Source organism: Nocardioides sp. LMS-CY, assembly GCF_018732145.1.
Classification (GTDB): Bacteria; Actinomycetota; Actinomycetes; order Propionibacteriales; family Nocardioidaceae; genus Nocardioides; species Nocardioides soli.
The window spans coordinates 2,213,513-2,240,016 of the sequence record NZ_CP076104.1; the positions used below are offsets into that span (position 1 = coordinate 2,213,513).

Here is a 26,504-nt window from a genome sequence, read left to right on the forward strand (position 1 = left end):
GGGAGTACAACGGGTGGGGAGACCAGCGGCGGGCCGGGTACTAGGCTTCCCGCGAAGGTGACTCGGGCTGGTGCGGAGGTGGCGGTGTTCTACTGGTTCCTGAAGTGGATCGCGCTCGGCCCATGGCTCCGGCTCGTGTTCCGGCCGCGGGTGTCGGGCGCCGAGAACGTCCCCCTCGAGGGTCCCGCGATCCTCGCCAGCAACCACCTCTCGTACGCCGACTGGCTGTTCATGCCGCTCACACTGCCGCGCCGGGTGACGTTCGTGGCCAAGGCGGAGTACTTCACGACCCCGGGTCTCAAGGGCTGGCTGCAGAAGACCTTCTTCAAGGGGTCCGGGCAGGTGCCGATCGACCGGTCCGGCGGCAGCGCCTCCGAGGGGGCGATCATCTCCGCGAAGCGGCTGCTCGCCGAGGGCGAGCTCTTCGGCATCTACCCCGAGGGCACCCGCTCCCACGACGGCCGGCTCTACCGCGGCAAGGTCGGGGTGGCCCGCCTCGCGCTGGAGTCGAAGGTCCCGGTGATCCCGGTCGCCGTCGTCGGCACCGACGTGGTGGCGCCTCCGGGCAAGACCTTCGGCCGGTTCACCCGGCCGGTCGTGCGCTTCGGCAAGCCGCTGGACTTCTCCCGCTACGACGGCATGGAGAACGACCGCTACATCCTGCGCTCCATCACCGACGAGATCATGTACGAGATCATGCGGCTCTCCGGTCAGGAGTACGTCGACATGTACGCCACCCGGGCCAAGGAGCTGTCGAAGGTCGAGAAGGACGGCGGCCACGGCGAGGGCCCGTCGCGGCTCGCGTCCTGACGGTCCTGTGACGATCCACGACACGCATCCCTTCGCGGACCCCGATCCCGACCCCGTACGCCGTCTCCGCGGTCGGCTCGGCGGCACGGTCTCGCTCGTCACCGCCGGGGGGCCGGCGGCGCGCGCCGGGCTGACCGTCTCGTCGCTGATGGTCGCCAACGGCTCTCCGGCGCGGATGCTGCTGCTGGTCGACCCCGACAGCGATCTGGCCGACGAGGCGACGCGCGCCGGCCGGGCCGTCGTGCAGCTGCTGTCGTGGCGGCACCGCGACCTGGCGGAGGCGTTCGCCGGCACCGCCCCCGCACCCGGCGGGCCGTGGCGGATGGCGACGTTCGCCGACACGTCCTGGGGGCCTCGCCTCGCCGACGCCGTGACCTGGGCGGGCGTGTCCGTGGAGTCGGCGGTCGAGGTCGGCTGGTCGACGCTGCTCACGTGCGTGATCGAGTCGCTGACCGTCGGCGACGACGCCGAGCCGCTGGTGAGCCGGCGGGGTCGGTGGGTGCGGCCGTGAGCGACTCGACGACCGACGAGCTGCTGCGGATCGCCGACGAGCTCTACGGGCTCCCGCTGGCGGACTTCACGCCGTCCCGCGACGCCCGGGCGAAGGCGCTGAAGGGCACCCCGGTGGCCGCCCGGGTCAAGGCGCTGCGGAAGCCGTCGACCGCGGCATGGGTCGCCAACCTGCTGGTACGCCGCGATGCGGAGCAGGTCGACCAGGTGTTGGCGGTCGGTGCCGCGCTGCGTGGGGCGCAGGCCGCGATGTCAGCCGACGAGCTGCGGGCGCTGACCCGGCAGCGTCGCCAGCTCACCGCCGCCGTGACGACCGGTGCCCGCCGGATCGCCCGCGAGGAGGGCACTCGGGTCACCCAGGCCGTCGCCGACCAGGTCGAGGCGACGCTCACCGCCGCGATGGTCGACGAGCGCTGCGGCCAGGCGCTGCGCAGCGGGATGCTCGTCGCCGCACTCACCACGACCGGGCTCGAGCCGGCCGAGGTGGAGGGTGCGGTGGCCGTGCCCGAGGCGCTGGGCTTCGTCGCTGCCGCGCGGGAGGCCGAGCCGCCGGGTCGGCCCGACCTGCACGTCGTACCCGATCCCGAGGCGGACGCGAAGGCCGTCGTCGCCGCCGAGACGGCACTCGCCGAGGCGCAGGAGGCGTACGCCGCGGCCGAGGCCGCCCACGGTGACGCCACCGCCACGGTCGAGACCCTCGAGGCCCGCGGCCTCCAGTTGCAGGCCGAGATCGCCGAGCTGCGCGGCCGCATCGACGACCTCGAGGCCTCCGCCGAGGAGACCGACGACGAGCTCGCCGAGGCCGAGGAGGCCCGCTCCGAGGCGACCGCCGACCTCGACGCCGCCGCCCGGGCCCGCGATGCCGCCCGCGCGGCGCTGGCGCGGCTGCAGCGATAGCCAGTGACGATCTGGCTGTTCCCGGACCTCGGGAACAGCCAGATCGTCACTGGGTATCGCCGTTCGGACGGGGTGTGGTCCGCCTGGGAGGGCAGCCCGGGGGTTGGTGTGCTGGCGCTCCGGAGGGATAGTCCGTCACGTTTTGGTTGTTGTTTTCGTCGTGGGGCGGCCGTTTCGTGACGGACTATCCCGATGTCCCTGCCGGAGGGATAGTCCGTCACGTTTTGGTTGTTGTTTTCGTCGTGGGGCAGCCGTTTCGTGACGGACTATCCCGATGTCCTCAGTCCGCCCACCCCTTGGCCAGCTCCACGGCCCGGGACCAGCGGGCGTGGGCGGCATCGGCCGCGGTGCGGTCGGAGGTGGGGTCGAAGCGGCGGTCGAGGGTCCAGGTGTGGCGCAGGTCGTCGGTGGACGACCACAGGCCGACGCCGAGACCGGCGAGGAACGCCGCGCCGAGGCCGGTGGTCTCCACGGCGGTCGGGCGCTCGACGGGTACGCCGACCTGGTCGGCCTGCAGCTGGCAGAGCAGGTCGTTGGCGGCCGCGCCGCCGTCGACCCGCAGCGAGGAGAGCCGGGGCATCACGTCGAGCACATCGCGCACCTCGAAGGTGATCGCCTCCAGGGTCGCGCGTACGACGTGGGCCCGGGTGGTGCCCCGGGTGATGCCGACGATCAGGCCGCGCGCCTGCGGGTCCCAGTGCGGGGCGCCCAGGCCGGTCAGCGCCGGCACGAACACCACCCCACCGCTGTCGGCCACCGTCGAGGCCACCGCCTCGCTCTCCGCCGCCGACCCGACGATCTGGATGCCGTCGCGCAGCCACTGCACGGCCGCGCCCGTCACGAAGATCGAGCCCTCCGAGCAGTAGGTGATCGCGCCGTCGGGGGAGCGCCACGCCGCCGAGGCCAGCAGGGCGTCGGAGCGCTGCACCGACGACCCGGTGTTGGTGAGGATGAACGACCCGGTGCCGTAGGTGCACTTCGAGTCGCCCTCGTCGAAGCAGGTCTGCCCGAAGAGCGCCGACTGCTGGTCGCCGGCCATCCCGGAGATCGGCAGCGACAGCCCGAGGAACGTCGCCGGATCGGTCGTGGCGATGTCGCCCCAGCTGGGCACCAGGTCGGGCAGCGCGTCACGGGGTACGCCGAACAGCGAACACAGCTCGTCGGACCAGTCGCCGGCCTCGAGGTCGAAGAGCAGCGTGCGACACGCGTTGGAGACGTCGGTGACGTGGTAGTTGCCGCGACTCATCCGTGCGATCAGGTAGGAGTCGACGGTGCCGATCGCGTACCGGCCCGACTCGACCAGCGCCCAGGTGTGCGGCTCGTGCTCGGCCAGCCACATCAGCTTGGTACCGGAGAAGTACGGGTCGAGCCGGAGCCCGGTCAGCTCGCGCACTCGCGCCTCGTGCCCGTCGTCCTGCAGACGCGTGCACAGCTCGGCGGTACGCCGGTCCTGCCACACGATCGCGCGACGCGGCGCGCCGAGCGTCTCGCGGTCCCAGAGCATGACCGTCTCGCGCTGGTTGGTGATGCCGACCGCCCGCAGCGCCGACGCGTCGTACTTCTTCAGCACCTCGCGGCAGGCCTCGAGCGTCGCCTGCCAGATCTCCTCCGGCGCGTGCTCGACCCAGCCCGGGCGCGGGAAGTGCTGGGAGAACTCCTGGTAGCCCCGCGCGGCGATCCGCCCGTCGTGCTCGACGACGAGCGCGGTGACGCCGGTGGTCCCGGCGTCGATCGCGAGGATCGCGCCGTCCGGCGAGCTCACCGGTCGGCCTCGGTGTCGCGGATGATCTCGAGGATGCGTACGTCGATCCAGGAGCCGTCGTCGGCGACCCGCATCTCGTAGTTCTCGGCGCCGACCCAGGCGGCGAAGTCGCGGTGCCCGAGCGCGGTCGCGAGCTGCTCGAGCTCCTCGGCGAGGTCCGGGGTGATCGGCACCTGCTCCTCCGCCGTGGAGGCGGTCAGATAGAGCTCGTTGAGCGCGAGCAGCCGCGCGAGCTCGACGACCGGCTCGGGATGGTCGTCGACGCGCAGGTCGACCGCGATGTCGTCGAGACCGCCGTACCCGGCCCCCTCCCGTACGACGAGCAGCGCCGCCGACTGCCGCCCGCGCGAGTCCCCACCCGCGGCGTCGCCGGCGGCGAGGGCCGCGAGCAGCCGGTCGGCCAGGGGCGCCTCGGGCGAGGAGTCGAGCCAGGCCGCCTCCATCGCCTCGACGACCTGGCCGCCCGCCAGGATGTTGCCCTGGATCGCGTAGCCGTCGCCGGTGACGCTGCCCGCCCACTCCAGGCAGGCCGTACCGGTGTGGCTGGCGGCGTTGCCGTCGAGGTCGACGATGCCGACCTGGCGCAGGTCGCGGCCGTCGTCCTCTTCGAGCAGCCGCTGGAGCGCGACCGAGGCGGTGGCGCCGTCGTCGAGGTGGGCGAGCGCCTGGCCCTTGTAGGCGACGTTGGCGTGCGCCTGGGTCGCGATGGCGCCGACGCCGGCGACGGCGGCAGGGACGGTCGCACCGACCGCGAGGAACTTCGAGGCCACCGCCACGCCCCACGACTCACCGTCGGCGGAGCGGGCCACGATCGAGAAGGTCATGGGCCGACAGTAGCGATTCGGGGCGCCGCCGGCTCGATGACGTCCGCCCCGACCTTGGCTAGGCTCGGGGCGGTCTGCGTGAACGATCCAAGACAGTCCAGCGACGGGAGAGGTCATGCGCGTCGGAGTGCTCACCGGAGGCGGGGACTGCCCCGGCCTGAACGCCGTCATCCGGGCGGTGGTGCGCAAAGGGGTCAGGCAGCACCACTTCGAGTTCGTCGGCTATCGCGACGGCTGGCGTGGCCCGCTCGAGGGGCTGACGATGCAACTCGGCATCGAGCAGTGCCGGGGGATCCTGCCCCGCGGCGGCACCATCCTCGGTTCCTCGCGGACCAACCCCTTCAAGCTCGACAACGGCGTGGAGCGGATCAAGGAAAACCTGGCCAAGGACGGCGTCGACGCGCTGATCGCGATCGGCGGCGAGGACACTCTCGGCGTCGCCACCAAGCTCGCCGACCTCGGCGTGAACGTCGTCGGCGTGCCGAAGACCATCGACAACGATCTCTCCGGCACCGACTTCACCTTCGGCTTCGACACGGCGGTCAACATCGCCACCGAGGCGATCGACCGGCTGCACACCACCGCCGAGTCCCACCACCGGGTGCTCGTCGTCGAGGTGATGGGCCGGCACGCCGGTTGGATCGCGCTGCACGCCGGGCTGGCCGGCGGTGCGAACATCGTGCTGATCCCCGAGCAGCCGTTCGACATCCGCGAGGTCTGCGACCTCGTCGAGAGCCGCTTCGAGTCCCACTACGCCCCGATCCTGGTGGTCTCGGAGGGTGCGGTGCCGCGCGAGGGCGGCGACATGACGCTCTCCTCCGGGGAGCTCGACGACTTCGGCCACGTCCGTCTCGGCGGGATCGGCGACCGGATCGCCCGGGAGATCGAGACCCGCACCGGCAAGGAGGCCCGCGCGGTCGTGCTCGGCCACATCCAGCGCGGCGGCACGCCCACGGCGTTCGACCGATGGCTCGCCACCCGCTTCGGCCTCCAGGCGGTCGACGCCGTCGCCGACGGCGACTTCGGGAAGATGATGGCCCTGCGCGGCACCGCCATCGCGCGGGTCCCGCTGATCGAGGGCACCGGCGAGCTCAAGCTCGTCAGCAAGGAGGAGTACGCCGAGGCACAGGTCTTCTTCGGCTGACCCCGACTGATTCCGGCACGGCACGGAACCGGCGCGACCCACCCTGCGTAGAGGTGGGTGTGACGATCACCCAGCGCGTGGAGGGTCCGTGACGGCGGAGCAGGAGTTCGACGAGTTCGCGGTCGCCGCCTGGCCCCGGCTGCGGCGCTCGGCGTACCTGCTCACCGGCGACCACCACCTCGCCGAGGACCTCGCCCAGACCGCGCTGGCCCGCACCTACGCGAGCTGGCGGCGGGTACGTCGCGCCGACGCGCTCGCCTACGCCCGCAAGGTGCTGGTCAACGCCAACATCGACCGCATCCGGCGGCGCCGCGCCACCGAGCTCGGCGGCGTGGCGGCCGATGTCGCGCTGGCCACCCGGGCGGAGTCGGGACGCGGCAGTGCGGAGATCGCGACCGATCGCGACGAGATCGTCCGGCTGCTGGCCGGACTGACCGAGCGCGAACGGCGGGTGGTCGTGCTGCGCCACTACTTCGACCTCTCCGAGGCGGAGGTGGCCGGCGAGCTCGGGATCGCGCCGGGGACCGTCAAGAGCGCGCTGTCCCGGGCACTGCGCAAGCTGCGGGTCGCCGCGGCGGACGACGAGACAACCTTCGTGAGGCAGGGACTTCGATGAGCACACGCACCCTTCAGGAGCTCGAGCACGAGCTGCACCGCGACGAGCGCGACATGTTGACGCAGCCCGACCTCGAGGCGATCCGCGCCGCCGGCATGCGCCGCCGCTACCTGACGGCGGCCGGCATGGGCGCGGCGCTGCTGGCGACCACGGTGGCGGTCGGCCTCGTGCTCGGCCTCACGCTCGGCGGCGGCATCGGACGGGCCGTCGACGACGTACCCGTCGCCGCCCAGCCGCACGAGCTCTCACCGCTGGCCGAACGCGTCCTCGACGAGGTGCCGGGCGCGGTGCAGGTCTCCGACTGGCAGGTCGTGCTGCCCGCGCCGGCCGGAGCCGCGCATCAGTGGCCCGAGACCGACATGGCGGTGGCCGGCACCCCCGTCGACACCGGTGCCCGCCACTACGCAGGCGTGACCTCCTACCGGGCCGGCGCCTTCCCCGACTGGCTCCACCGCGGCGTCGCGAAGATCGAGCGGACCGACCTCGCGTCCGACGACGGCAGCCATCCCGTCGGCTCGACCGACATGGGCATCCTCGTCGACGCCGGCGCGGCGTACCTCGGGTGCGTCGGCAGCGACGACTCCTGCACACCTGCGCTCCTGACCCGCGACGCGGGCGGCTGGTCCTACCAGTGGGGGATGGGCACCGAGGGCTTCCTGCGGCCCGGCTCGGACATGGAGGTGTTCCTGAGCGACGACTACTCGACCGGGGCACCGGGCGAGCTCGTCCTCGCGGGCCTGCCCGGCACCGACGTGGCGCGGGTCGACCTGGTGACCACCGACGGCACCACGGTGCCGGGTCACGTCGAGAGCGGCAGCGTGGTGCCCGGCGCGTCGATGCTCTGGGGCACGGTCGTCGGGAAGCTCGCCGCGGTGGTGGCGTACGACGCCGACGGCGACGTGATCGAGGACCACGAGCTCAAGCCGTGCTCGAACCCCGTCGACTGCGAGGTCCGCTGACCCTCACCCCATGTCGAGGTCCGCGACCAGCGCGAGGTGGTCGGAGAGCGGCAGCAGGTGCGCGGCCGAGTCGACGGCCACGACCGGCCCGTCGGCCAGCACATGGTCGATCTGGCGCTCCGGTCGCTGGGCCGGGAAGGTCGCGTGGGTGGCGAGCGACGCCAGCCCGGTGAGTCGCTCGGCCCGCCGGGGACCCATGTTGAGGTCGCCGGTGAGCACCAGCGGACGACGGGCGTCGCGCAGCGCGCGCACGAGCCGGCGCAGCTGCCGGGCGTTCCAGTAGGGGAGGAACGACAGGTGCGTGTTCGCGACCGTCACGCATCCCGCCGGGGTCTCCAGCTGGGCGGCCACGGCCACCCGAGGCTCGTCGCGCACCAGCCGGGGGAGCCGCTGCCCGTGCCAGCGCCACGGTCCGCGGCCGGGCAGCTCGGGGAGCCGGACCACCTCCCAGGCGACCACCGGGTGCCGGCTCAGCAGCGCCACGCCGTACCCCGCGCTGTCGGGCTGCTCCGCGCCGGTCGCCGCGGTCCAGGTGGCGCCCGGGCTGCCGTCGAGGGCGGCCACGAAGCGATGGTCGACCGCACCCATCGCGGCGGCCGCGACGGCGGTGAGGTCGGCGTGGGCGGAGCGGGGGAGGAAGCGGTCGACCTCCTGCAGGGCGAGTACGTCGGCGTCGAGCTCGCGCACCGCGTCGGCGAACCTCGACACGTCGACACGGCCGTCGGCCGGGGAGCGGCCGTGCAGGATGTTGAACGTCGCCAGGCGCATCGCCTCGACGGTACCCACCGCCGGATGCGGCACCCGTGGCATGCGCCGCCGTGGCGCCGGGTAACCCAGCGAGTGTGGACGAGGTGCGCTCGGGGCTGCGGGAGGCGCTGAAGCTGGTGGCGGTCGCCCTCAAGGAGGGCGGAGCGCCGTTCGCGCTGACCGGCGGCTACGCGCTCTGGGCGCGCGGCGGGCCCGAGCCCGACCACGACGTCGACTTCATGGTCGCCGAGGAGGACGCGGCGGCCACGGCCGAGCTGCTCGCCGGCCGCGGCCTGCAGGTGGTGCAGCCACCGGAGGACTGGCTGTTCAAGGTGTACGTCGACGACGCCATGGTCGACGTGCTCTTCCGGGCCGGTGGCGACCCGGTCTCCCGGGAGCGGCTCGAGCACGTCGACCAGATCGAGGTCGGGTCGGTGCGGATGCCGGTGCTGACGGCGACCGAGCTGATGGTCGACAAGCTCAACGCCCTCGAGGAGCATGCCGCGGACTTCGGCGCCGTGGTGCCCGTCGCCCGGGCCGTCCGCGAGCAGGTGGACTGGGCGGTCGTGGCCAAGCGAACGGCCGACAATCCGTTCGCGGCCGCGTTGCTCTTCCTGTTGGAGCGGCTGGAGGTGCAGCCGGAGCGGCCCGAGGGTGGCGCATCGTGACGCCGGAGGGCCAGAGTGGGTTCAGGATCACGGTCGCGGGGGACGCTGCACCACGACGGACCACCACGAGGAGGCCACGATGACCACCGCCGCTCCGGAGACCCGCGACGTCAACGGCCCGACTCCCAACCTCAAGCGGGTGATGGGCCCGAAGCTGCTGCTGCTGTTCATCGTCGGTGACATCCTCGGCGCCGGTGTCTACGCCGTCACGGGCCAGATGGCCGGTGTGGTGGGCGGCATCGTCTGGCTGCCGTTCCTGGTCGCGTTCGTCGTGGCCACGCTGACCGCGCTGTCCTACCTCGAGCTGGTCACCAAGTACCCCCAGGCCGCCGGCGCCGCGCTCTACACGCACAAGGCGTTCGGCATCCACTTCGTCACGTTCCTCGTCGCCTTCGCGGTGATCTGCTCGGGCATCACCAGCGCCTCGACGTCGGCCAACGTGCTGGCCCAGAACCTCACGCAGGGCCTGGTCGTCAACGGCTGGATCGACTCCGAGCCCAGCACCGCCACCATCACGATCATCGCGCTGGCCTTCATGGTGCTGCTGGCGCTGATCAACCTGCGCGGCGTCGGCGAGTCCGTGAAGTTCAACGTGCTCCTCACCCTCGTCGAGGTCACCGCCCTCGCGATCGTGATCGGCGTCGGCTTCTACGCGATGGCCCAGGGCGACGCGGACTTCAGCCGGGTCACGACGTTCGAGAACCCCGAGGGCAAGGGGATCTTCCTCGCCGTCACCGCCGCCACCTCGATCGCGTTCTTCGCGATGGTCGGCTTCGAGGACTCCGTCAACATGGTCGAGGAGACCAAGGACCCCGAGCGGATCTTCCCGCGCACGATGATCACCGGCCTCGGCATCGCGGTGATCATCTACATGCTGGTCGCGATCTCGGTGGTCTCGGTGCTGACCTCCGACCAGATCGCCAGCGCCTCCGAGGGGCGAGCGCTGCTCGAGGTCGTCCGGGTCGGCGCCCCCGACTTCCCGATCGACAAGGTCTTCCCGTTCCTCGCGGTGTTCGCGGTCGCCAACACCTCGCTGATCAACATGCTGATGGCGAGCCGGCTGCTCTACGGCCTGGCCCACCAGGACGTGCTGCCGCGCACGCTCGGCAAGGTGTCGCCCAACCGCCGCTCGCCGTACGTCGGGGTGATCTTCTCGACCGTGCTGGCGCTCGCGCTCATCGTGTACGTCGCCAACCGGGCCGAGGACGACATCGTCGTCAACCTCGCCTCGGTGACGGCGCTGCTGCTGCTCGGCGTCTTCACGATCGTCAACATCGCCTGCCTCGTGCTGCGCCGCGACGGCCGTGAAAGCAGGTTCCGCTCGCCCGGTGTGACCCCGGCGGTGGCGGCCGTGCTGTGCGCGTTCCTGGTCGGTCCGTGGGTCGACCGCGACGGCATCGTCTACGAGATCGCCGCCGGCCTGCTGGCCGTCGGGATCGTGCTCTGGCTGTTCACCTGGCTGACCAACCGCGGCGTCCGCGCGCAGAAGACCGGCTTCCGCGACATCGACCACCTGGAGGAGTAGGTCCGTCGCCGGCGTCTCGCGGTGGCCCGAGGAATCGGGGGAGTGTGCCGCCTCGCCGTACCCTGGGACGGTGAGCACCACCGTCCCCGACCTCGCCACCCTGCATGCCATCGGAGCAGCGCAGCAGCCGACCTACCCCGACGCCGGCGCCCTTGCGGCCAACGTCGCCCGGCTGCGCACCATGCCACCCCTGGTCTTTGCGGGTGAGTGCGACGAGCTCAAGGCCAAGATGGCGGCGGTCTCGCGAGGCGAGGCGTTCCTGCTCCAGGGCGGCGACTGCGCGGAGACCTTCGCGGGCGTCACCGCCGACAACGTGCGCAACAAGCTGCGGGTGCTGCTGCAGATGGCGGTCGTGCTGACCTACGCCGGCTCCGTGCCGGTCGTGAAGCTCGGCCGGCTGGCCGGGCAGTACGCCAAGCCGCGCTCGTCCGACATGGAGACCCGCGACGGCGTCACGCTCCCGGCGTACCGCGGCGACGCCGTCAACGGCTTCGAGTTCACCCCCGAATCGCGGATCCCCGACCCGACCCGCCTGCTCGACGTCTACAACGCCTCCGCGGCGACGCTGAACCTGGTGCGCGCGTTCGTCACCGGCGGCTACGCCGACCTGCGCCAGGTGCACACCTGGAACACCGACTTCGTGCGTACGTCGGTCGCCGGTCAGCGCTACGAGACGATCGCCGGCGAGATCGACAAGGCGCTGGCCTTCATGAGCGCGATCGGGGCCGACCCCGAGGAGCTCAAGCGGGTCGACTTCCACTCCAGCCACGAGGCGCTGCTGCTGGAGTACGAGCACGCGATGACGCGCATCGACTCGCGCACCGACACGGCCTACAACGTCTCCGGCCACTTCGTGTGGATCGGCGAGCGCACCCGCCAGCTCGACGGTGCGCACGTCGAGTACTTCCGCAGCATCGCCAACCCGATCGGCTGCAAGCTCGGCCCGACCGCCACCGCCGACGACGCGATCGCGCTCGCCGAGCGGCTGAACCCCGACAACGAGGCCGGTCGGCTCACCTTCATCACCCGGTTCGGCGCCGGCAAGATCCGCGACGGCCTGCCGAACCTGGTCGAGAAGGTCACCGCCGCGGGCATCAAGGTCGCCTGGGTGTGCGACCCGATGCACGGCAACACCTTCGAGTCGAGCACCGGCTACAAGACCCGCCGCTTCGACGACGTGATCGACGAGGTCCAGGGCTTCTTCGACGTCCACCGGGCCCTGGGCACCTGGCCCGGCGGCGTCCTGGTCGAGATGACCGGCGACGACGTCACCGAGTGCATCGGCGGCGGCGAGGAGATCGACGAGGAGGGACTCGCGCACCGCTACGAGTCCGTCGTCGACCCCCGCCTCAACCGCGTGCAGTCGCTCGAGCTGGCCTTCCTCGTCGCGGAGATGCTCCGCCAGGCCTGACCCATCGCCGCGGCGGTTGAGGAAGGTGCGTGAGCGCCGAGGTCCCGCGGTGGTTGAGGTGTGAGGGTCGCCAGGCCCGGGCCGCCACGGTGGTTGAGAAAGGCGCGCTAGCGCCTGTCTCGAAACCACGGCGAGCACGGTGGTTGAGGTGTGAGGGCCGCCAGGCCCGAGCCTCGAAACCACCGCCCGGTGTCAGGGTTGGCCGGCGGTTCATCAAGGGATGAGGTCGACGTCGCGCTGCCCTGGCTCAGTTCGCCGAGGGAGGCGTGGTCTGACCGTCATCCCTTGGTGAACCTGCCACTGGTGATGATGGTGAGGCGGCGACGACGGGAGCGTTTCGTCGGCCGGCCGACGAGACTCCTCCTGGGACGACGAGTCTTCATCGTCCCGGCGGGAGCTTCGTCGTCCCAGCAGACGCCGACCTGCGGTCGGGACAGAGTGGTCGAGCACACGGTGGTTGAGGTGTGAGGGCCGCCAGGCCCGAGCCTCGAAACCCGGTGCGTGCGTCGGGGGTGGTGGTTTCGAGGCTCCTCGCTGGCGCTCGTCGCACCTCAACCACCGTGTGGTCGGTGGTTGAGGAAGGCGCGCTGGCGCTGGGGCTCCGCGGTGGTTGAGGAAGGCGCGCTAGCGCCTGTCTCGAAACCACGGCGAGAACGCTGGTTGAGGGGTGAGGGCCGCCAGGCCCGAGCCTCGAGACGGTGCACGGACGAGACGAGGTCCCGGGGGTCGCGAGAGTTCGGGTCTCAGGTGGAGGCCGCCACGACAAGGTCGCCATGCTCCGCGGCCTCGTGGGCGGTGACCTGCCGGAAGAAGACCGAGGTGTCGGTGATCTCATCGATCAGCACCCACGACCAGTTGCCTGGGCGACCCGCGACGGCCACCCCTCCGGCCTTGAGATCGGTACGGCTGGAGGGCAGCCTCGCCATGGTGCGGTCTTCGTCGTCGACCATGTTCAGGTCGGCGTCGATGTCGATCTGGATCATGTCGGGCCCCCTCTCAGCGCGGATCCGGCCTGCACCACGAGTTGACAAGCACAGTGTAGGGCGCGCGTACGAAGCGGTCGACGAACTCCTCCGCGCTCGCCGTTGCGGAGGAAGCGCTGCCATAGGAGTCTCCGTACACCGGTCCGCAGCTGGCGTCGTAGTGAGGTGTCCTCCCGCGGGCGTGACTCCCAACCCGGTGGTACGCAGGGCGCCCGCGGAGAAGAGCGCTACTCGTCGCGCCCGGCGAGTCTTCTCCGCCCAGATCCGGTCCAGGGGCCAGGCACCGGTGACTCCCCACAGCGACAGTCCTTAGTACCCGAACTCGTCGACGTTGTAGGTGGTGGTTTCGAGGCTCCTCGCTGGCGCTCGTCGCGCCTCAACCACCGTGCCGTTGGTGGTTGAGGTGTGAGGGCCCCCAGGCCCGAGGTTCGAATCCGGCGCGGGCGTGGTGGTGGTGGTTTCGAGGCTCCTCGCTGGCGCTCGTCGCACCTCAACCACCGACGTCGGTGGTTGAGGTGTGAGGGCCGCCAGGCCCGAGCCTCGAAACCACCGTGCCGGGACCGTCGATCAGTTCGGGTCCTGCGAGGAGTAGAACATCACGGCGGAGGACGCGACCACGGCCACGAACAGCAGGTTGGCGGCGGCGAGCAGCGCGGCGTGGGCGATCGTGATCAGGCCCGTGGCCGCCAGCGGTACGGCGACCACGATGGCGACCGCCGCGCACACCCGGGCGACCAAGCGAGCCCGGCGCAGGCACCGGACGTGCTGGATCGACTCCAGCACGGCGTCGATCGACGGGCTCGCGCAGCGGACGACGGTGTCCTCGCCGGGCTCGCTCGGCAGCGTCGTCTCGGCGGTGACGCCGGAGGCACCGGGCACCGTGGCCGCTCGGAGGATGCCGGTCGTGTCCGGCGGCAGTGTGGCCGCGATCGACGAGGCGTCGGTGCCGTGGTGGATCTGGGTGACGCCGACCTGCTCCGAGACCCGCTTGAGGTCGGGCGCGCTCAGGGACGACGACACCAGGATCGGCTCGATGCCCTCGGCCCGCAGCGTCGACAGGCAGCGGGCGGCGTTCTTGCGCACCTCGTCGGCGACCGTGATGTGCCCCATCGGCCGCTGGTCCACGTCGACGCGCACCGTGGTCCCGATGACCTGGTCGGGCGGCCCGTCGACGCCGTTGACCCCGAAGCGCACCGGATGCCGGTCGACGGCGCCGCGCAGCTCGTGGGAGGGTCCCTGGCTGACGTCGATCGGTCGCCCCAGGCCGGAGAGCTTCGCGATCGCCCGGGCGACCGGGTCGGTGGAGCCGTGCGCCAGCGCGCCGGCGAACCAGCGCAGGTCGTTCTTGTGCCGCAGGTCGAGGGGTACGACGTCCACCACCACGAGATTGCCCGTGGTGACGACGTGCTCCACCTCGATCACCAGCTGCCGCAATCGGGTCAGGGCGCGGTCGGCCGACGACCCCACGTACGTGGTGCCACCGCGACGGCCGAGCCGGCGCACGACCGGCACCGGCAGGTACCGCGCGACGAGGAAGCCGAGCGGGGAGGCCACCAGCAGCACGGCGAGCGCCGGGGCGAGACCTTCTCGTCCGACGAGTTCTGAGCCCCACCAGGTGGCGCCGGCGGCGACGAGCTCCACGCCGACGAGTCCCCCGAGGAGAGGAAGGGCGGCTAGTTTCATGGATCAGACAGCTTTCTGTCTCGGAACCGCTCGAAGTCGCTCTGGTTCCCGGCCTTCCACATCAGCAGGCTGGTCTTGAGCACCAAGGTCATCTGCAGGATGAACTCGGGGTCGTGCAGGGACTCGCCGAACAGCTCGTTGATCCGCTTCCAGCGGTAGCGCACGGTCTGGGGGTGTACGTCGAGCCGCGCGGCGATCGCCGGAGCGCTGTCGCGGGTCTCCAGCCAGGCCAGCAGGGTGTCGGAGAGGATCTCCCGGGAGTTGGGCGTCTCGGCGAGCAGCGGCTCCAGCAGCTCCTGGCAGAGTCGCTGCCGCATCGACGGCTCGGCGTGCAGCCACAGCTGGGTCACGTGGTCGGTGCACCGCACGAGCGACGTCGGTGCGATCACACCCAGGCGCACGAGGTCCAGCGCCCGAGCCGTCCAGAGCAGCGCGCTGCCGGCCTCGTCGGGTTGGACCGGCCAGCTCAGCGCCACCCTCCGGTCGGGGGCCGACCTGGTCAGCAGGGCGGCCAGGTCCTCGGCGTTCTCGCCGGGGCACAGTACGAAGATCCGGTCGGGGCCGACCTTGCTGAGCACCTCGTCGCGGTCGGGTAGCGGCGGTGGATCGCCGTGGTAGCTGACGGCGAGCGCGGAGATGCGCTCGGGCACCGGCCACCCGGCCGCCTCCGCCAGCCGGCGCAGCTCGCCCTCGTCCATGCCCAGCGGGCGCAGGGGGGAGACCCGCCCGCCGGAGGAGTGGATGATGAAGTCCATCAGCCGGGCCCGGGCCGTCGACCGGCTCGGAGTCGCGAAGCGCGACCCGAGCTCATGACCGGAGACGAGCTGTTCGCGCAGGTGGTCGACGTACTCCATGAGCGCGGTGGAGAGGTCGCGGAAGGCCGCGACCGAGTAGCGCTGCGCGACCGCGAAGTCGGCGACGTGATCCCAGACGCAGCGGCTGCCGACCCGCAGGGCCGCGACCATCAGCGCCAGGTCCTTGCCCTCCTGTGCTTCGCGGTGCCCCAGTCGCCGGAACAGCTCGTCGACCTTGCGCTGTCGAGACTCGCGGCCCGGGCCGTCGTCGAGGAAGGCGTGGACGGCCTCGCGGACCGCCATCTCCAGGCGGGGGCACGGGTCGAAGCCGTCGCCGCCGTCGTACGCCGGGACCTCGGCGCGCACCCGGTGGACGACCGCCTGCACCATCCGCGCGGCCAGCGGGTGGAAGAGCTCCAGTGACGACGGCGATCCGAGGTCGGACACCTGGACGGCGCCGGTCATGGCCGGCAGATTCGTGACCGGCGGCGGTGGCCCCACATCGTCATGCGCCTCCGATCCCTGCTCGTCCGCTTCGTCTCGGGTCACAGATCCTTGGCCTTCCAGGTGCTCGTCCGGTCCGCACCTGAGGCAGGTCACGGGGCGCCACGCCGACGCCCCGTGACCTAGCCGATGTGCGGAGCGCCGAGCTCCTATCCGCCGCTCTCGAGGACTTGGCGGGGGAGGGTGCCGTCCTCGGGAGTGGCCATCTGCCGTCCCGATTCACACACGCGCGGCGGCCGACGGCAAGGGGTCGGGAGCACGTCGGGTCGAAAGTTGCGACGCGCATCACAAAAGTCGCGGGAGTTGGTCGCGCGAACGGGGGAGAGCCTCGGTCGCTCGAGGGGGTGGTGTGGTGGGTCCGGCGCACGGCGGCCTCCTCGGGGCTGCGCGCACACCGTCCAGCCCCACAGACGGTCCCCATGCTGATGTGCCACCGATCCGACAGGGTGGCGTCAGGCTAGAACAAGTTATCGATCGTCGGAGCCTTTCTCTGCTCTCCGCTGCGTGTCGCGGCCTCACCGCGGACCCCGATGGCCCGGAGACTCGTGCTCCCACAGCGGGAGCACGAGGTCGAGTGCCGCCTGGATCGTCAGCGTGTCCTGGCCGAAGTCGAGGTCCTGGTTGTCGAAGAGCTTGCGCAGCGCACCGAGGTGGTTGCGGGCGCTCTGCGCGTGCAACCCGAGGTGCTCGGCCAGAGCCCGCGCCGTGCCGCCGGTGCGCAGCCTCAGCTGCAGGGTGCGCGCCAGGGTGGCGCGGCGGTGCGCCGACTGCCGCGTCAGCGGCCGGAGCAGCTCCGTGATCTGCGCGACTGCGGCCTCGCTCGGCCGGGCGCGCAGGAAGCCCAGGTTGGGCAGCGGGACCGGCGTCGGTGGTGGCGTCGCCACACCGGCACCGACCAGCCGGAACATCAGGAGCGCGGTCTGGTACGCCTCGGCCACCTCGCCCGCGGGCACCGGGCCGCCCCAGAGCACGCCCGCCGCCGAGCGCACCGGCACGCTCGGTTCCGCGGCGCGCGGCTGGTGCGCCGTGACCAGCAGGATGTGGTCGGTGGCGACCAGGCGCACCGGATGTGGCATCTCTCGGCGATCCGCCGCGATCGGGTGACCGTGCGCGGCGGCCGGAGTCGTGCCGTCCTCGGCCACGAGCGGGATGAGGCCGAGGCACAGGTGGATCGGCTGGCCGGGCCACCGGCGTTCGACGACGGCGACCAGTGCGCTCAGCTGGGCCTCGACCCGACGCTCGTGCGGATCACCCGCTGGCGGGTGGAGCGCATTCATCGTCCTGGCCCCGAGTTGCTCTACGTAGCGCGCCAGTGCGAGATCGAGCCGGACGGCGTGCGACCTGCCGTGGGCGAGGGTGGGCCAGATGTCACGCATTACTGCCCGGACTGATTCGAGGGCGGTGTGCAAGGTGAGGATAAACCGCTCCGGGTGCGCCGCGTCGTGGGCGATCTCCACCAGTGTGGCGCCGACGAAGGGCGCGATGAGTGGCCGGTTCTCGACGATGCGCGCGAACTCGTCCACCGCACGGGTGATGGCGGTGAGCAGGCGCTGCTGCTCCTCGGGCGCGAGCACGGCGTAGCGGGGAAGCTCGTGCGCCAGGCGGACCCGCACCTGAGCCGAGACAACCGCCGCCACCGATTGGAGCTCGGCGCCGATGTACGGCGGGACGCTCGCCAGCCCCAGCTTCGCGCGGATCTGCCCCACGCGTCGTCGCTGACTCACGTTGGGTCGGTCGTCGCGACCGGTCATCGAACCTCCCTCAGCACGTCCCAGAAGGTGGCGCTCCGCTCTCGGTCCCTCCCGACCGTCGTCGGAGTGCCTGCGCGGCCCAACTTCATCGCGTTTACTGCGGACAGTCACGTCTCGTCACATCTCCGACCTGACACCAAGTCAAGAACTGCTCATGCGGGTGATAGGTTTTTACCTTTGTTGGGCCCCCTGAGACGCGCGGCGCGGTGCTCAGGAGTGCAGAACGGTGTCGGCCGCTCCCGCCCGAAGGCCCGCCGTCGTCTCGGGGCGGAGGAGGTGGTCCTGTACCGCACCACCAGCTCGCGAACGCGCCGGCATGGACCGGCCGGCGACGGTGTCGCCGGCCGACCAGGTTGGTGCTGGTGTCGGTCAGGAGACGGTGATAGTTCCGTCGGATGCCGTGAGATCGAGGATGACGTTGTTGAAGACGAGCGAGTTCCCGGTGCTGACGAGGCCGCTGCAGCCAGAAGGAGCCGCGGGAGAGCTGAAGATCGTGGCACCGGTGCCGTTGAGCGTGAAGTGCTGGTAGCCGTCCGGTTTCACCGCGTTGTCGAACGAGGCGGCTACGTCGCCGCCGACCCAGAAGATGCAGCCGTTGCTGATGGTGCCCTTGAGGCAGGCGACGCCGCCGCTGCCCCTGAAGCGGATCACCCCGGTGCTCACCCCGCTGGTGACGCTGTTCAGGTCGGTGACGGCGTGGCACCCGGCGAGCTGGAAGGTGATGGTGGTGCCGGGGACGAAGGAGTCGCAGTTGAGGGTGAGCGCCGAGAAGTCGAAGACCGGATTGGGCGGAGCGGTGGCGAACGAGCCCCCGTTGACGGTGCCGCTGGCGGATCCGCTGCTGCAACTGAGATTGACGTTGCCGAGCAGGGTCTGCAGGGTGAGGCTGGCGGAGGCGTGTGGCGCACCGGTGACGGCGTGAGGGCTGTTGCTGCTGTCGCCGCCCACGTCGACGTTGCTGGGGGTGACGGCCTGGGCCGCCGGGGCCAGGGCCATGGCCCCGGCGGCCACGATGGCTGCAGTCGCGACGAGTAGCTTGCGGAATCGCATGGTGGTCTCTCCTGGTGTCGATGGTGTGGTACGACGAGTGCCGGAAGTGATCGTCGCGCTGGGTCAGGAGACGGTGATGGCGCCGTCTGGGGACGAGAGTGTGAACGTCACGCTGTTGAGGGTCAGCGCGTGACCAGTCGAGACGATGCCGAGGCAGCCGGAGGGGGCCGCGGGGTTGTTGTAGATGGTGGCGCCGGAACCGTTGAGGACGAGTCGCTGGGTGCTGTTGGTGAACGCGACGCCGACGTGGCCGCCGATCCAGAACGTGCAGCCGCTGCTGTAGGTGACCTTCACGCAGGCCTTGCCGGTGCTGTCGCTGAAGTGGGCCGTGCCGGTGCTGATCCCGCCGGACACGCCGCCAGTCAGGTCGGCGGTGACGTTGCAGCCGGTGACCGACGTGGTCACGGTGGTGCCGGGGTACCAGGAGTCGCAGTTGAGGTTGAGCGCGGTGAACTCGAAGACCGGGTTGCCGACAGTGCCGCCGTTAGTCGTGCCGCCGGCGGTGCCGCTGCTGCAGTTGAGCTTCATGTGGCCGAACACGGTCTGCATGGTGACGCTGGCGCTGTTCAGTACGCCGTTGAGGACGTGGCTGGAGCTGCTGCTGTCGCCGCCCACGTCGACGTTGCTGGGGCTGAGGGCCTGCGCCGTCGCGGCCAGGGCCAGGGTGCCGGCGGCCAGGGCGGCTGCGGTGGCGATGAGTAGTCGGTGGAGTCGCATGGTCGTCTCTCCTGGGTGTCGATGGGGTCGTAGGTCGAGTGCCGGGATCGCTGTCCCCGAACGTGCCAGTGGCCCGGCGACGGTGTCGCCGGGCCACTGGTTGGTGCTGGTGCTAGGTCAGGAGACCGTGATCGCCCCGTCCGGGGACGAGAGGTTGAAGGTGACGCTGTTGAGGGTGAGCGCGTTACCGGTGGAGACGGTGCCGAGGCAGCCGGAGGGCGCCGCGGGGTTGCTGAAGACGGTGGCGCCGGAGCCGTTGAGCACGAAGTCCTGGCCGCCGCCGGCCTTGACGGTGTTGTCGAACGTGACGCCGACGTGGCCGCCGATGTACAGGGTGCAGCCGCTGCTGACGGTGACCTTCACGCAGGCCTTGCCGGTGCTGTCGCTGAAGTGGGCCGTTCCGGTGCTGATCCCGCCGGAGACGCCGCCGGTCAGGTCGGCGGTGACGTTGCAGCCGGTGACCTGCATGGAGACGGTCGTGCCCGGGATGAACGAGTCACAGTTGAGGTTGAGCGAGGTGAACTCGAAGACCGGGTTGCCGATGGCGCCGCCGTTGACCGTACCGGCGGCCGAGCCGCTGCTGCAGTTGAGCTTGATGTTGCCGAACACGGTCTGCATGTTGACGCTGGCGTTCTTGAGCACACCGTTGAGGACGTGGCTGGTGTTGCTGCTGTCGCCGCCCACGTCGACGCTGGTGGGGGCGGCCTGCGCGGCCGGGGCCAGGGCCATGGCGCCGGCGGCCACGACTGCTGCGGTGGCGACGAGTAGCTTGCGGAATCGCATGATGGTTTCTCCTGGTTCAGTGGAGCTTTACCTGGATGTGCTGCCCGGTGCCGGGATGGCACCTGACGGGCCACATGGTTGACGTCCGCACCGCGGGGCTCGCAAGCCCCGGGCAGTGATTCCAACCACAAGTTGTCGAAATTCACCAGATTCTCAGGCTTCGTCTTGACGCGTGAGTCGGTGCCTGGTAAAGAACGCCGCTCGCGAGAGTGGGACGTGTGGTCAGCAGGGTCGGATCTGGTGATTGTGCTCACGCGCGTGACAACTTTCGACATGTATTGGCGCGTGGCTGCCGTTCCTGGGAGGCATGGGGCGGATCCGGCTCTTACGGTGTGGCGGTGGTCGCGTCGTCGGGACGTGGCCGGGACGTTGGTGAGGAGAGAGCCATGAGAGTCACGGGGACGGCCCGGTCGGGCCGGGTGCGACCAGTTGTGGTGGGGGTGGCCCTCGCGCTGGCCGTCGGGGCCGCGTCCGCCGTCGTGCCGACGGCCCCGGCGGTCGCGGCCGCCGATCCGAGGATGTCCGTGGCGCCGATGCCGGTGACGGCGGTGCCGCTGGCACAGGCCGGCGAGGTGGCGGTGTGGGGGCACAACGACGCCGGTCAGGCGACGGTGCCGGCTTCGCTGGCCGGGGTCGCGGTCAGCCAGGTCGCGGTGGCCGAATCGGTCGTCCTGGCGCTGACCGCGGCCGGCAAGGTGGTGGGCTGGGGCGGCAACCTCGGACGGCTCCAGCGGATCCCCGACGAGGTCAGCAAAGCCGACGTGGCCCAGATCGCGACGGGGACATCCGAGTTCGCGGGCGCCGTGACGCGCGATGGCCGGGTCCTGATGTGGGGCATCACGACCCGCCGCCCGAGCCCGCTGAGCGTCCCCGCCGGCCTGACCGGGGTGACCCAGCTGGTCCTGGCCAACTGGAACGCGGTGGCGCTCAAGGCCGACGGCTCGGTAGTGGCCTGGGGCGCTGACGAGGCGCTCAACCAGATTCCTCCGGCGCTGGCGGGCGTGCGGACCAAGGCGATCGTCGCCGGCAACGACACCGCATACGCGTTGACCGAGGACGGCACCGTGATCCCGTGGGGTAACGTCGCCAACGTCATCAGCAAGATGCCGGCCTCGGTGCTGCAGCCCGGCAACGTCAAGGCCATCGGGGCGCTTGGGTACGGCGGGGTCGCGGTGCTCGCCGACGACACCGTGGTCCAGTGGGACATCCGCGAGGTATCGGACACGTCCTGGCTGGCGGGGTCCGCCCCGGTGTCGGTCTCTGCCGGCGGCGGCTTTGCCGGGATGGTCGACAGCGACGGCGTGATCCATCACTGGAACGAGATCGCCACGGCGGAGTCGGGCCTGGTGCCCGCGGCGCTGAACGGTCGTGCCTTGGCGCAGTTCAGCGTGGGCCCTGATCGCAACGGGGCCGTGGTGATCACCAAGATGCTGCGCGGCGCCGATCCCACGATCGCGGGCACGCCCACGGTCGGGAGCACGCTGACGGCCACCCCGGGCACGTTCTCCGCGTCGCCGGACGCCGTGACCAGCCAGTGGCTGGCCGACGGCGCGCCGGTCGCGGGCGCGAGCGGCGCCGCCCTGAGCCTGACGCCCGCCCTCCTCGGCAAGAAGATCACCTACCAGTCGACCGCGACCAAGGCCGGCGAGACCACGATCTCCTCGACCTCGGCGGCGGTCACCGTGACGGAGCCCGCACCGGTCGCGACGCCGAAGGTCGCCTCGACGACGAAGGTCCTCAAGGTCAAGGTCGCCAAGAACGCCAAGAAGCTGGCCGTGACCGGCAAGGTCACCGCGGCCAAGCCGGTGACCGGCAAGGCCAAGGTGACGATCAAGAAGGGCAAGAAGACCATCGTCGCCAAGACCGTGAAGGTCTCCGCGAAGGGTTCGGTGGCGCTGACGGTCAAGAAGTTCGGGAAGCTCGTCATCAAGAAGCTGACGCCGAAGAAGAAGGGCAAGAAGGGGAAGAAGGGCAAGAAGCCGAGCTACTACGGCAAGTACGTCGTCAGCATCGACTACGCCGGCAACGCCCAGGTCGATCCCAGCAAGGCGGCCAAGAAGTTCACGGTCAAGAAGGCCAAGCCGAAGAAGGGCAAGAAGTAGCCCACACGCCGGCCAGATACACGAGGTGGCGCCCCGACCGGACCATTCCGGCCGGGGCGCCACCGCATTCCTCTCCAGGCCTGAAGGTGCGATCGGGCGCAGCGGGGCTTGGCGATTCCTGCAACTGACGACACTCGCGACCCTGATCTCCTCCCGGCGGCTGCTGGGGCTACCTCGGCGCCACTACCGACCGCAGCATCGACGCTCGCAGGCTGGTCCGGGTGCCAGCCCATCGACTCCCGCACGGGCGGGCAAGCACCCGGGGCCCGGACGACGATTGTCGTCTAGGCCCCGGGTGATTGGTCGCGAATCAGGCGGGGACGAAGTCGATGGGCTTCCAGGTGCCTGCGACCACGCGGACCTTCAGGGTGAAGTCCAGGTTCTTGAGGTCGTCCCCGGGGTTGACCATGCCGAGGCAGCCGGTGGGGGCGTACGGCGTGCCGGCGACCTCGAGTCCGCCGCCGACCAGCTTCAGGTCCTGGTAGCCGCCGCCGCTGCTGGCGGCCTCGTGGAACTGGGCGGTGACGTAGCCCTTGATCCTGATCGTGCACCCGTTGGAGATGGTGTATACGAGGCAGGGGACACCGCCGTTGGACATGTAGGCCGTGCCGGACACGTAGTTGGGAGTGCTGGAGGAGGTGCCGCCGGTGTCGGTGCGCACCGTGATGCCGTCGCCGTCGTGGACGAGGTCGTCGTTCATGACGACATCGATGTCGCAGCCGGGAACGATGTCCATGGTGGCCGACGTGCCGGGGATGAAGGAGTCACAGGCGAAGCCGAGCTCGTCGAAGGTGAAGGCTGCGGCGGGGTCGATGCCGGTCGTGCCTCCGCGGACCAGGCCGCCGGCGGAGCCGCTGCTGCACGTGAGGTTGGCGTCACCGAAGGCCGTCTCCAAGGTGAAGTCGCCGTTGGTGAGCACGCCCTCGAGGTCATAGGACGTGTTGGTGTTCTGATTGGCTACCAGCACCGTGGCGATCGGGCCGGGGGCGAGTCCGAGCGCGGCCGGAGCCAGTGCGAGGGTGCCGGCTGCCGCCAGCGCACCTGTAGCGATGGCCAGTCTGGGGAGGTTCATGATGGGTCTCCTGGGTGTCGACGGGCTCCGCCCGTGCTGCTCTCGCGCCGAGTGGCACCTGAGCCACCGGGCTTTCCACGCGATTGGACGCGAGTCGGCGCGGCGTCCACAAGCGGAATCGTCGATCCCGGTCATAAGTTGTTGAGAAACGCCAAGTCTCCACACGTGCGTGAGTCTGCTGCCGGATTCGGGACGCGACACCGGGCCCTCATCTGAGCTGCCGTCCGCGCTATCGCCCCGCCCATCGGCCCTCGGCCCTGAGCTGTGAGGAACCCCTGGCTCGGCGACAGGCTGTCGCCGGACCAGGGGCAACGTCAGCGGCGGTGCGGTCGGAACTGGTGCTTGAGGGGCCGGTATCGGGCGTCGCCCTGGTACTTGACCACGAGCCGCTTGCCTCTCTTGGCCTGCGCCTTCTTGAGCTGTGCCTTGGGTACCCGCACGGTCACCCGTCCGTGGTGGAGCGTCCGGGCGCGCTTCCAGTTGCCCGGCGCCCGCACGACGACCCTGCCGGTGGCGGCACCGAGGTTGCCCCAGACCCTGATCTTCAGCCGGGGCTTGCCCCGCGCTGGCACGGTGACCTTGAGTCGAGGCTTGGCCCGGTGCTGCGGCCCGCTGGTCGGCGGGCTGCCGGTCGGACCGGCCGCCGGCGGGATCGAGAGGGCGCTGGAGGTCGCGGAGCCGGGGATGACGCCGTCGGCCGAGGCGTCGACCCGGACGCTGATCTCATGGCCCAGATCGGCGGTGGTGACGGTGTACTCCTCCGCCGTGGCGTTGATCGGCAGTCCGTCGCCGCCCACCGAGGCGATCGGGGTGCCGTCGCGCAGCCACACCCGCTGGTAGCCCAGGGGCGAGCGAGCCGGGCGCCAGATGCCGGTGTCGCTGCTGAGCACGGTCCCCGGACCGATCGGTCCGGCACCCACCATGATCCGGGGCACGGCGAGGTTGTCGGCCGCGCACGATCCGTAGATCGTGAACGGTCCGCCGTTGACGCAGGACCGGGCGAGGGGCGTGGTCGCCTGCTGAGCGAGCAGATCCCGGGGGATCAGGGAGAACTGCTGCCAGTGGGCGGGCATGGGCGACTGGTCCTCGTCGCGGACGATGTGGTGGAACCCGACGCTCACCCAGGCCACCGGATCGGTGAGCGGCTCGGTCTCCGCCGCCACGTAGTCGGGAACCGACAGTCCGGGACAGCCGGCGTTCAGGTTGTCCGAGGCGTACTCCTGGCAGGCGTGGTCATTGGTGAAGCTCACCTTCGGCCGGGTGAGTGGGTCGTACGGGTTCTGGATGGAGTCGTTGGCGATCTCGTACGAGCGGGGGTGCCCGTCCCGGTTGAGGGACGTGGGGTTCAGCACCCGCCACCAAGTCTGCGGGTCGGGGTCGTCGTCCGCGGCGAAGGCCTGGGTCTGGATGGTGCCGGTCCCTTCGATCCGACCTCGTGGTCCCGGGTCGGGCTGGGCGTAGTCCCACTGCTGGACCTGCTGGGCGCCCGATCCGATCCCGAAGTCGACGCGGTAGACCGCGTTGTGCCAGTGCGACCCGGCGTGTTCGGCCGTGGCCTCGTCGTGCTCGGAGCCGATCGGCCAGCCGATCGCGGGGTCGTCGGAGAAGATGCTGGTGGCGAGATCGCCGGTGGCGCCCAGTCCGACCGTGATGGTGCCCTGGTCGGTCAGGGTGACCTTCTGCTGGTACTCGTACCAGCTGATCTTGCTGATCGAGGAGACCTCGAGGGCGCTGCCCTGTTGGGAGTACCGGTCGTTGTCCGTGCCGTCGACCTCGCTGCCCTTGGAGTCCCAGCCGAGGCCGGTGTCCACCTCGTCGAGGCAGATCCCCGGGGAGGTGCGCTCGCTGTACTGGCTGCCGGACATGGTGGACTGCTGCACCGACATGATGTCGCCGAGGCAGGTCTGCTCGTTCTGGTCGAGCAGATGCAGGTCGCCGAAGCCGTACTCCGTGATGTCGTTGAAGGCGAAGCCGCCGGCGTCGTAGGGAACGACCAGTTGGGCCAGGTACAGCGAGTCGATCACCGGCAGCCAGCCGGAGTACTCCCGGTCCCCGGTGGCGGGGCGGAACTGCACCTTCTCCAGCACCAGCCCCTTGATCCGGTCGATCCGGACACACATCCGCCACGCCGATCCGGTGGTCAGGGTTCTGGTCACCTCGGCCGAGCCGCAGCCGAGGGAATCCGCCTGACTGGTGTCGTCGGACCGGGCCGGAAGTGCCCCGGCGGTCAGGGAGGCCGCCATCGCCAGGAGGACCGGTCCGATCAGCAGGGCGAGTCTGCTGGGAGCGCTCGTGCGGGGGGCGTCAGTGCTCATGGGGCTGCTCCGGCTCGACGGGTGTCACGGGCAGCACCGTGCGGCTGCTGAGGTCGACGGCGAAGTCACTGGTGTCGAGGTACTGCCCGGAGGGGAGGGCGAGCAGCAGCCGTAGGCACCGGTCTGTGCCGCAGTCCTTGGTGGGACCGACCGGGGCGGCGTCGTCGGCGCTGCTCCAGACCCCGGCCACGGCGCGCACCTGCTCGGCGGCGATCAGCGCCGAGCCGGTCACGCGTCGGTACTGCTCGACGAAGGCGGGCGTCGGATCGGCGGTGAGGGCAACCTGGGTGGCGATGGTCGTCTCGGCGATCGATGGAGGGAGCTGCAGGTCGCGAACGTCTCTGCTGCGCAGCACGGAGCTCGCCGCAAGATCGACCAGCGTCTGATGCAGCCGGTCGGAGGTGTAGTCGTAGAGGGAGACCGAGGCCCTGCGTCCGGGACCGCGGTCCTCGATGGGTGGCAGATCGGCGGCCAGCACCTCCCCGCCCGGGAAGCCCAGCACGTCCGTGGCGTCGTCGGGCATCGCCTGTTGCGCGAGGTGGATCGCGTAGCCACGCTCGGCCACGCTCAGCGGCGCGTCGACGGACCGCAGCTCGGGTGCCCGCTCCGGCAACGCGCCGTCCCCGACGGGGTGGAGTCGTCCGTCCGATCTTGACTCCGAGGGGCCGGGACCCGCCAGTGAGGGCAGCAGGGGCAGCGCGAGAGCAGACAGGCAGAGCGCTGCCACGCCGCCGAGCGCGATGGCGAGCCTCCTCCGTGGTCGGGTGCTGGTGGAACGCATCGTGACTCCTGGCGGTGTGGGCGGCTTCCTCGAATGCGCAGGGGGGCGGGGCTCACGTCGTGTGAACCCGCGCCCCCCTGGTCGTGCCTCTGGTGC

General features: G+C 70.9%; 23 protein-coding genes. 10 read left to right on the plus strand and 13 right to left on the minus strand.

The window, feature by feature from the left end; genetic code table 11:
* Positions 1-57: 57 nt before the first annotated feature.
* The 3 genes from KM427_RS10745 to KM427_RS10755 are packed head-to-tail and all read left to right on the plus strand — an operon-like array spanning position 58 to position 2,217.
* A complete protein-coding gene (locus tag KM427_RS10745) occupies positions 58-810 on the plus strand; it encodes a lysophospholipid acyltransferase family protein (protein WP_502887152.1) in 753 nt (250 codons plus the stop codon).
* Positions 811-817: 7 nt separating this feature from the next.
* On the plus strand, positions 818-1,321 hold the full coding sequence (locus KM427_RS10750) for a flavin reductase family protein (RefSeq protein WP_215527171.1): 504 nt from the start codon (positions 818-820) through the stop codon (positions 1,319-1,321).
* A complete protein-coding gene (locus KM427_RS10755; protein ID WP_215527172.1) occupies positions 1,318-2,217 on the plus strand; it encodes a hypothetical protein in 900 nt (299 codons plus the stop codon). Before KM427_RS10750 ends, KM427_RS10755 begins: the two co-directional genes overlap by 4 nt.
* A gap of 280 nt (positions 2,218-2,497) precedes the next feature.
* Here KM427_RS10755 and KM427_RS10760 read toward each other — a convergent pair whose 3' ends face one another.
* Positions 2,498-3,979, minus strand: coding sequence for an FGGY family carbohydrate kinase (locus tag KM427_RS10760; protein ID WP_183590433.1), 1,482 nt, complete (start codon positions 3,977-3,979; stop codon positions 2,498-2,500).
* Complete coding sequence (locus KM427_RS10765; RefSeq protein ID WP_183590432.1) at positions 3,976-4,803, minus strand: DUF1028 domain-containing protein; 828 nt, start codon at positions 4,801-4,803, stop codon at positions 3,976-3,978. Before KM427_RS10765 ends, KM427_RS10760 begins: the two co-directional genes overlap by 4 nt.
* A gap of 115 nt (positions 4,804-4,918) precedes the next feature.
* Between KM427_RS10765 and KM427_RS10770 the strand changes: the two genes are divergently transcribed.
* The 3 genes from KM427_RS10770 to KM427_RS10780 all read left to right on the plus strand — a co-directional run bounded on the left by KM427_RS10770 (position 4,919) and on the right by KM427_RS10780 (position 7,522).
* On the plus strand, positions 4,919-5,947 hold the full coding sequence (locus KM427_RS10770) for a 6-phosphofructokinase (RefSeq protein ID WP_183590431.1): 1,029 nt from the start codon (positions 4,919-4,921) through the stop codon (positions 5,945-5,947).
* Between the two features lie 88 nt (positions 5,948-6,035).
* Entirely contained in the window at positions 6,036-6,563 is a 528-nt protein-coding gene (locus KM427_RS10775; protein ID WP_183590430.1) for a SigE family RNA polymerase sigma factor, read from the plus strand.
* Positions 6,560-7,522 carry a hypothetical protein gene (locus tag KM427_RS10780; protein ID WP_215527173.1) on the plus strand — a complete coding sequence of 321 codons (963 nt, stop codon included), beginning with the start codon at positions 6,560-6,562 and terminating at the stop codon, positions 7,520-7,522. Before KM427_RS10775 ends, KM427_RS10780 begins: the two co-directional genes overlap by 4 nt.
* Positions 7,523-7,525: 3 nt before the next feature.
* Here KM427_RS10780 and KM427_RS10785 read toward each other — a convergent pair whose 3' ends face one another.
* Complete coding sequence (locus tag KM427_RS10785; RefSeq protein ID WP_215527174.1) at positions 7,526-8,290, minus strand: endonuclease/exonuclease/phosphatase family protein; 765 nt, start codon at positions 8,288-8,290, stop codon at positions 7,526-7,528.
* 74 nt (positions 8,291-8,364) lie between these two features.
* Between KM427_RS10785 and KM427_RS10790 the strand changes: the two genes are divergently transcribed.
* The 3 genes from KM427_RS10790 (at position 8,365) to KM427_RS10800 (ending at position 11,873) form a co-directional block, all read left to right on the plus strand.
* Positions 8,365-8,937 (plus strand): hypothetical protein, encoded by a 573-nt coding sequence (locus KM427_RS10790; RefSeq protein WP_252275270.1) that lies wholly within the window; start codon positions 8,365-8,367, stop codon positions 8,935-8,937.
* Between the two features lie 79 nt (positions 8,938-9,016).
* Positions 9,017-10,462 carry an APC family permease gene (locus KM427_RS10795; RefSeq protein ID WP_215527175.1) on the plus strand — a complete coding sequence of 482 codons (1,446 nt, stop codon included), beginning with the start codon at positions 9,017-9,019 and terminating at the stop codon, positions 10,460-10,462.
* 70 nt (positions 10,463-10,532) lie between these two features.
* Positions 10,533-11,873, plus strand: coding sequence for a class II 3-deoxy-7-phosphoheptulonate synthase (locus KM427_RS10800; RefSeq protein WP_183590426.1), 1,341 nt, complete (start codon positions 10,533-10,535; stop codon positions 11,871-11,873).
* Between the two features lie 743 nt (positions 11,874-12,616).
* On the opposite strand, the gene KM427_RS10805 is transcribed toward KM427_RS10800, so the two are convergent.
* The 7 genes from KM427_RS10805 to KM427_RS10835 form a co-directional block, all read right to left on the minus strand.
* Entirely contained in the window at positions 12,617-12,856 is a 240-nt protein-coding gene (locus tag KM427_RS10805) for a hypothetical protein (protein ID WP_215527176.1), read from the minus strand.
* Positions 12,857-13,423: 567 nt separating this feature from the next.
* Complete coding sequence (locus tag KM427_RS10810) at positions 13,424-14,539, minus strand: HAD family hydrolase (protein ID WP_215527177.1); 1,116 nt, start codon at positions 14,537-14,539, stop codon at positions 13,424-13,426.
* The gene (locus tag KM427_RS10815) at positions 14,536-15,798 is read right to left on the minus strand and encodes a PucR family transcriptional regulator (protein ID WP_215527178.1); all 1,263 of its coding nucleotides are present in this window, start codon (positions 15,796-15,798) and stop codon (positions 14,536-14,538) included. The genes KM427_RS10810 and KM427_RS10815 overlap by 4 nt, the downstream gene beginning before the upstream one ends.
* A 554-nt stretch (positions 15,799-16,352) precedes the next feature.
* The gene (locus tag KM427_RS10820) at positions 16,353-17,588 is read right to left on the minus strand and encodes a hypothetical protein (protein WP_215527179.1); all 1,236 of its coding nucleotides are present in this window, start codon (positions 17,586-17,588) and stop codon (positions 16,353-16,355) included.
* 369 nt (positions 17,589-17,957) lie between these two features.
* Positions 17,958-18,638 (minus strand): hypothetical protein, encoded by a 681-nt coding sequence (locus tag KM427_RS10825; RefSeq protein WP_215527180.1) that lies wholly within the window; start codon positions 18,636-18,638, stop codon positions 17,958-17,960.
* Positions 18,639-18,701: 63 nt separating this feature from the next.
* The gene (locus KM427_RS10830; protein WP_215527181.1) at positions 18,702-19,355 is read right to left on the minus strand and encodes a hypothetical protein; all 654 of its coding nucleotides are present in this window, start codon (positions 19,353-19,355) and stop codon (positions 18,702-18,704) included.
* 117 nt (positions 19,356-19,472) lie between these two features.
* Positions 19,473-20,138, minus strand: a complete 666-nt coding sequence (locus KM427_RS10835) for a hypothetical protein (protein ID WP_215527182.1) — start codon at positions 20,136-20,138, stop codon at positions 19,473-19,475.
* A gap of 386 nt (positions 20,139-20,524) precedes the next feature.
* On the opposite strand from KM427_RS10835, the gene KM427_RS10840 reads away from it, so the two are divergent.
* A complete protein-coding gene (locus KM427_RS10840; protein WP_215527183.1) occupies positions 20,525-22,240 on the plus strand; it encodes a hypothetical protein in 1,716 nt (571 codons plus the stop codon).
* 310 nt (positions 22,241-22,550) lie between these two features.
* Here the strand turns inward: KM427_RS10840 and KM427_RS10845 are convergent, their stop codons facing one another.
* The 3 genes from KM427_RS10845 to KM427_RS10855 all read right to left on the minus strand — a co-directional run bounded on the left by KM427_RS10845 (position 22,551) and on the right by KM427_RS10855 (position 26,408).
* Entirely contained in the window at positions 22,551-23,312 is a 762-nt protein-coding gene (locus KM427_RS10845) for a hypothetical protein (RefSeq protein WP_215527184.1), read from the minus strand.
* 314 nt (positions 23,313-23,626) lie between these two features.
* On the minus strand, positions 23,627-25,627 hold the full coding sequence (locus tag KM427_RS10850; RefSeq protein WP_215527185.1) for a copper amine oxidase: 2,001 nt from the start codon (positions 25,625-25,627) through the stop codon (positions 23,627-23,629).
* A complete protein-coding gene (locus tag KM427_RS10855; RefSeq protein ID WP_215527186.1) occupies positions 25,617-26,408 on the minus strand; it encodes a hypothetical protein in 792 nt (263 codons plus the stop codon). The genes KM427_RS10850 and KM427_RS10855 overlap by 11 nt, the downstream gene beginning before the upstream one ends.
* Between the last annotated feature and the right edge of the window lie 96 nt (positions 26,409-26,504).

What these genes read in the sequence shown, in the direction of transcription:
- KM427_RS10770 (WP_183590431.1), top strand. Translation starts at nt 4,919, where the DNA reads ATGCGCGTCGGAGTGCTCACCGGAGGCGGGGACTGCCCCGGCCTGAAC.
- KM427_RS10825 (WP_215527180.1), bottom strand. Translation starts at nt 18,638, where the DNA reads ATGCGATTCCGCAAGCTACTCGTCGCGACTGCAGCCATCGTGGCCGCC.
- KM427_RS10850 (WP_215527185.1), bottom strand. Translation starts at nt 25,627, where the DNA reads ATGAGCACTGACGCCCCCCGCACGAGCGCTCCCAGCAGACTCGCCCTG.
- KM427_RS10765 (WP_183590432.1), bottom strand. Translation starts at nt 4,803, where the DNA reads ATGACCTTCTCGATCGTGGCCCGCTCCGCCGACGGTGAGTCGTGGGGC.
- KM427_RS10795 (WP_215527175.1), top strand. Translation starts at nt 9,017, where the DNA reads ATGACCACCGCCGCTCCGGAGACCCGCGACGTCAACGGCCCGACTCCC.
- KM427_RS10805 (WP_215527176.1), bottom strand. Translation starts at nt 12,856, where the DNA reads ATGATCCAGATCGACATCGACGCCGACCTGAACATGGTCGACGACGAA.
- KM427_RS10830 (WP_215527181.1), bottom strand. Translation starts at nt 19,355, where the DNA reads ATGCGACTCCACCGACTACTCATCGCCACCGCAGCCGCCCTGGCCGCC.
- KM427_RS10820 (WP_215527179.1), bottom strand. Translation starts at nt 17,588, where the DNA reads ATGACCGGTCGCGACGACCGACCCAACGTGAGTCAGCGACGACGCGTG.
- KM427_RS10815 (WP_215527178.1), bottom strand. Translation starts at nt 15,798, where the DNA reads ATGACCGGCGCCGTCCAGGTGTCCGACCTCGGATCGCCGTCGTCACTG.
- KM427_RS10785 (WP_215527174.1), bottom strand. Translation starts at nt 8,290, where the DNA reads ATGCGCCTGGCGACGTTCAACATCCTGCACGGCCGCTCCCCGGCCGAC.
- KM427_RS10840 (WP_215527183.1), top strand. Translation starts at nt 20,525, where the DNA reads ATGAGAGTCACGGGGACGGCCCGGTCGGGCCGGGTGCGACCAGTTGTG.
- KM427_RS10780 (WP_215527173.1), top strand. Translation starts at nt 6,560, where the DNA reads ATGAGCACACGCACCCTTCAGGAGCTCGAGCACGAGCTGCACCGCGAC.
- KM427_RS10855 (WP_215527186.1), bottom strand. Translation starts at nt 26,408, where the DNA reads ATGCGTTCCACCAGCACCCGACCACGGAGGAGGCTCGCCATCGCGCTC.
- KM427_RS10810 (WP_215527177.1), bottom strand. Translation starts at nt 14,539, where the DNA reads ATGAAACTAGCCGCCCTTCCTCTCCTCGGGGGACTCGTCGGCGTGGAG.
- KM427_RS10835 (WP_215527182.1), bottom strand. Translation starts at nt 20,138, where the DNA reads ATGCGATTCCGCAAGCTACTCGTCGCCACCGCAGCAGTCGTGGCCGCC.
- KM427_RS10845 (WP_215527184.1), bottom strand. Translation starts at nt 23,312, where the DNA reads ATGAACCTCCCCAGACTGGCCATCGCTACAGGTGCGCTGGCGGCAGCC.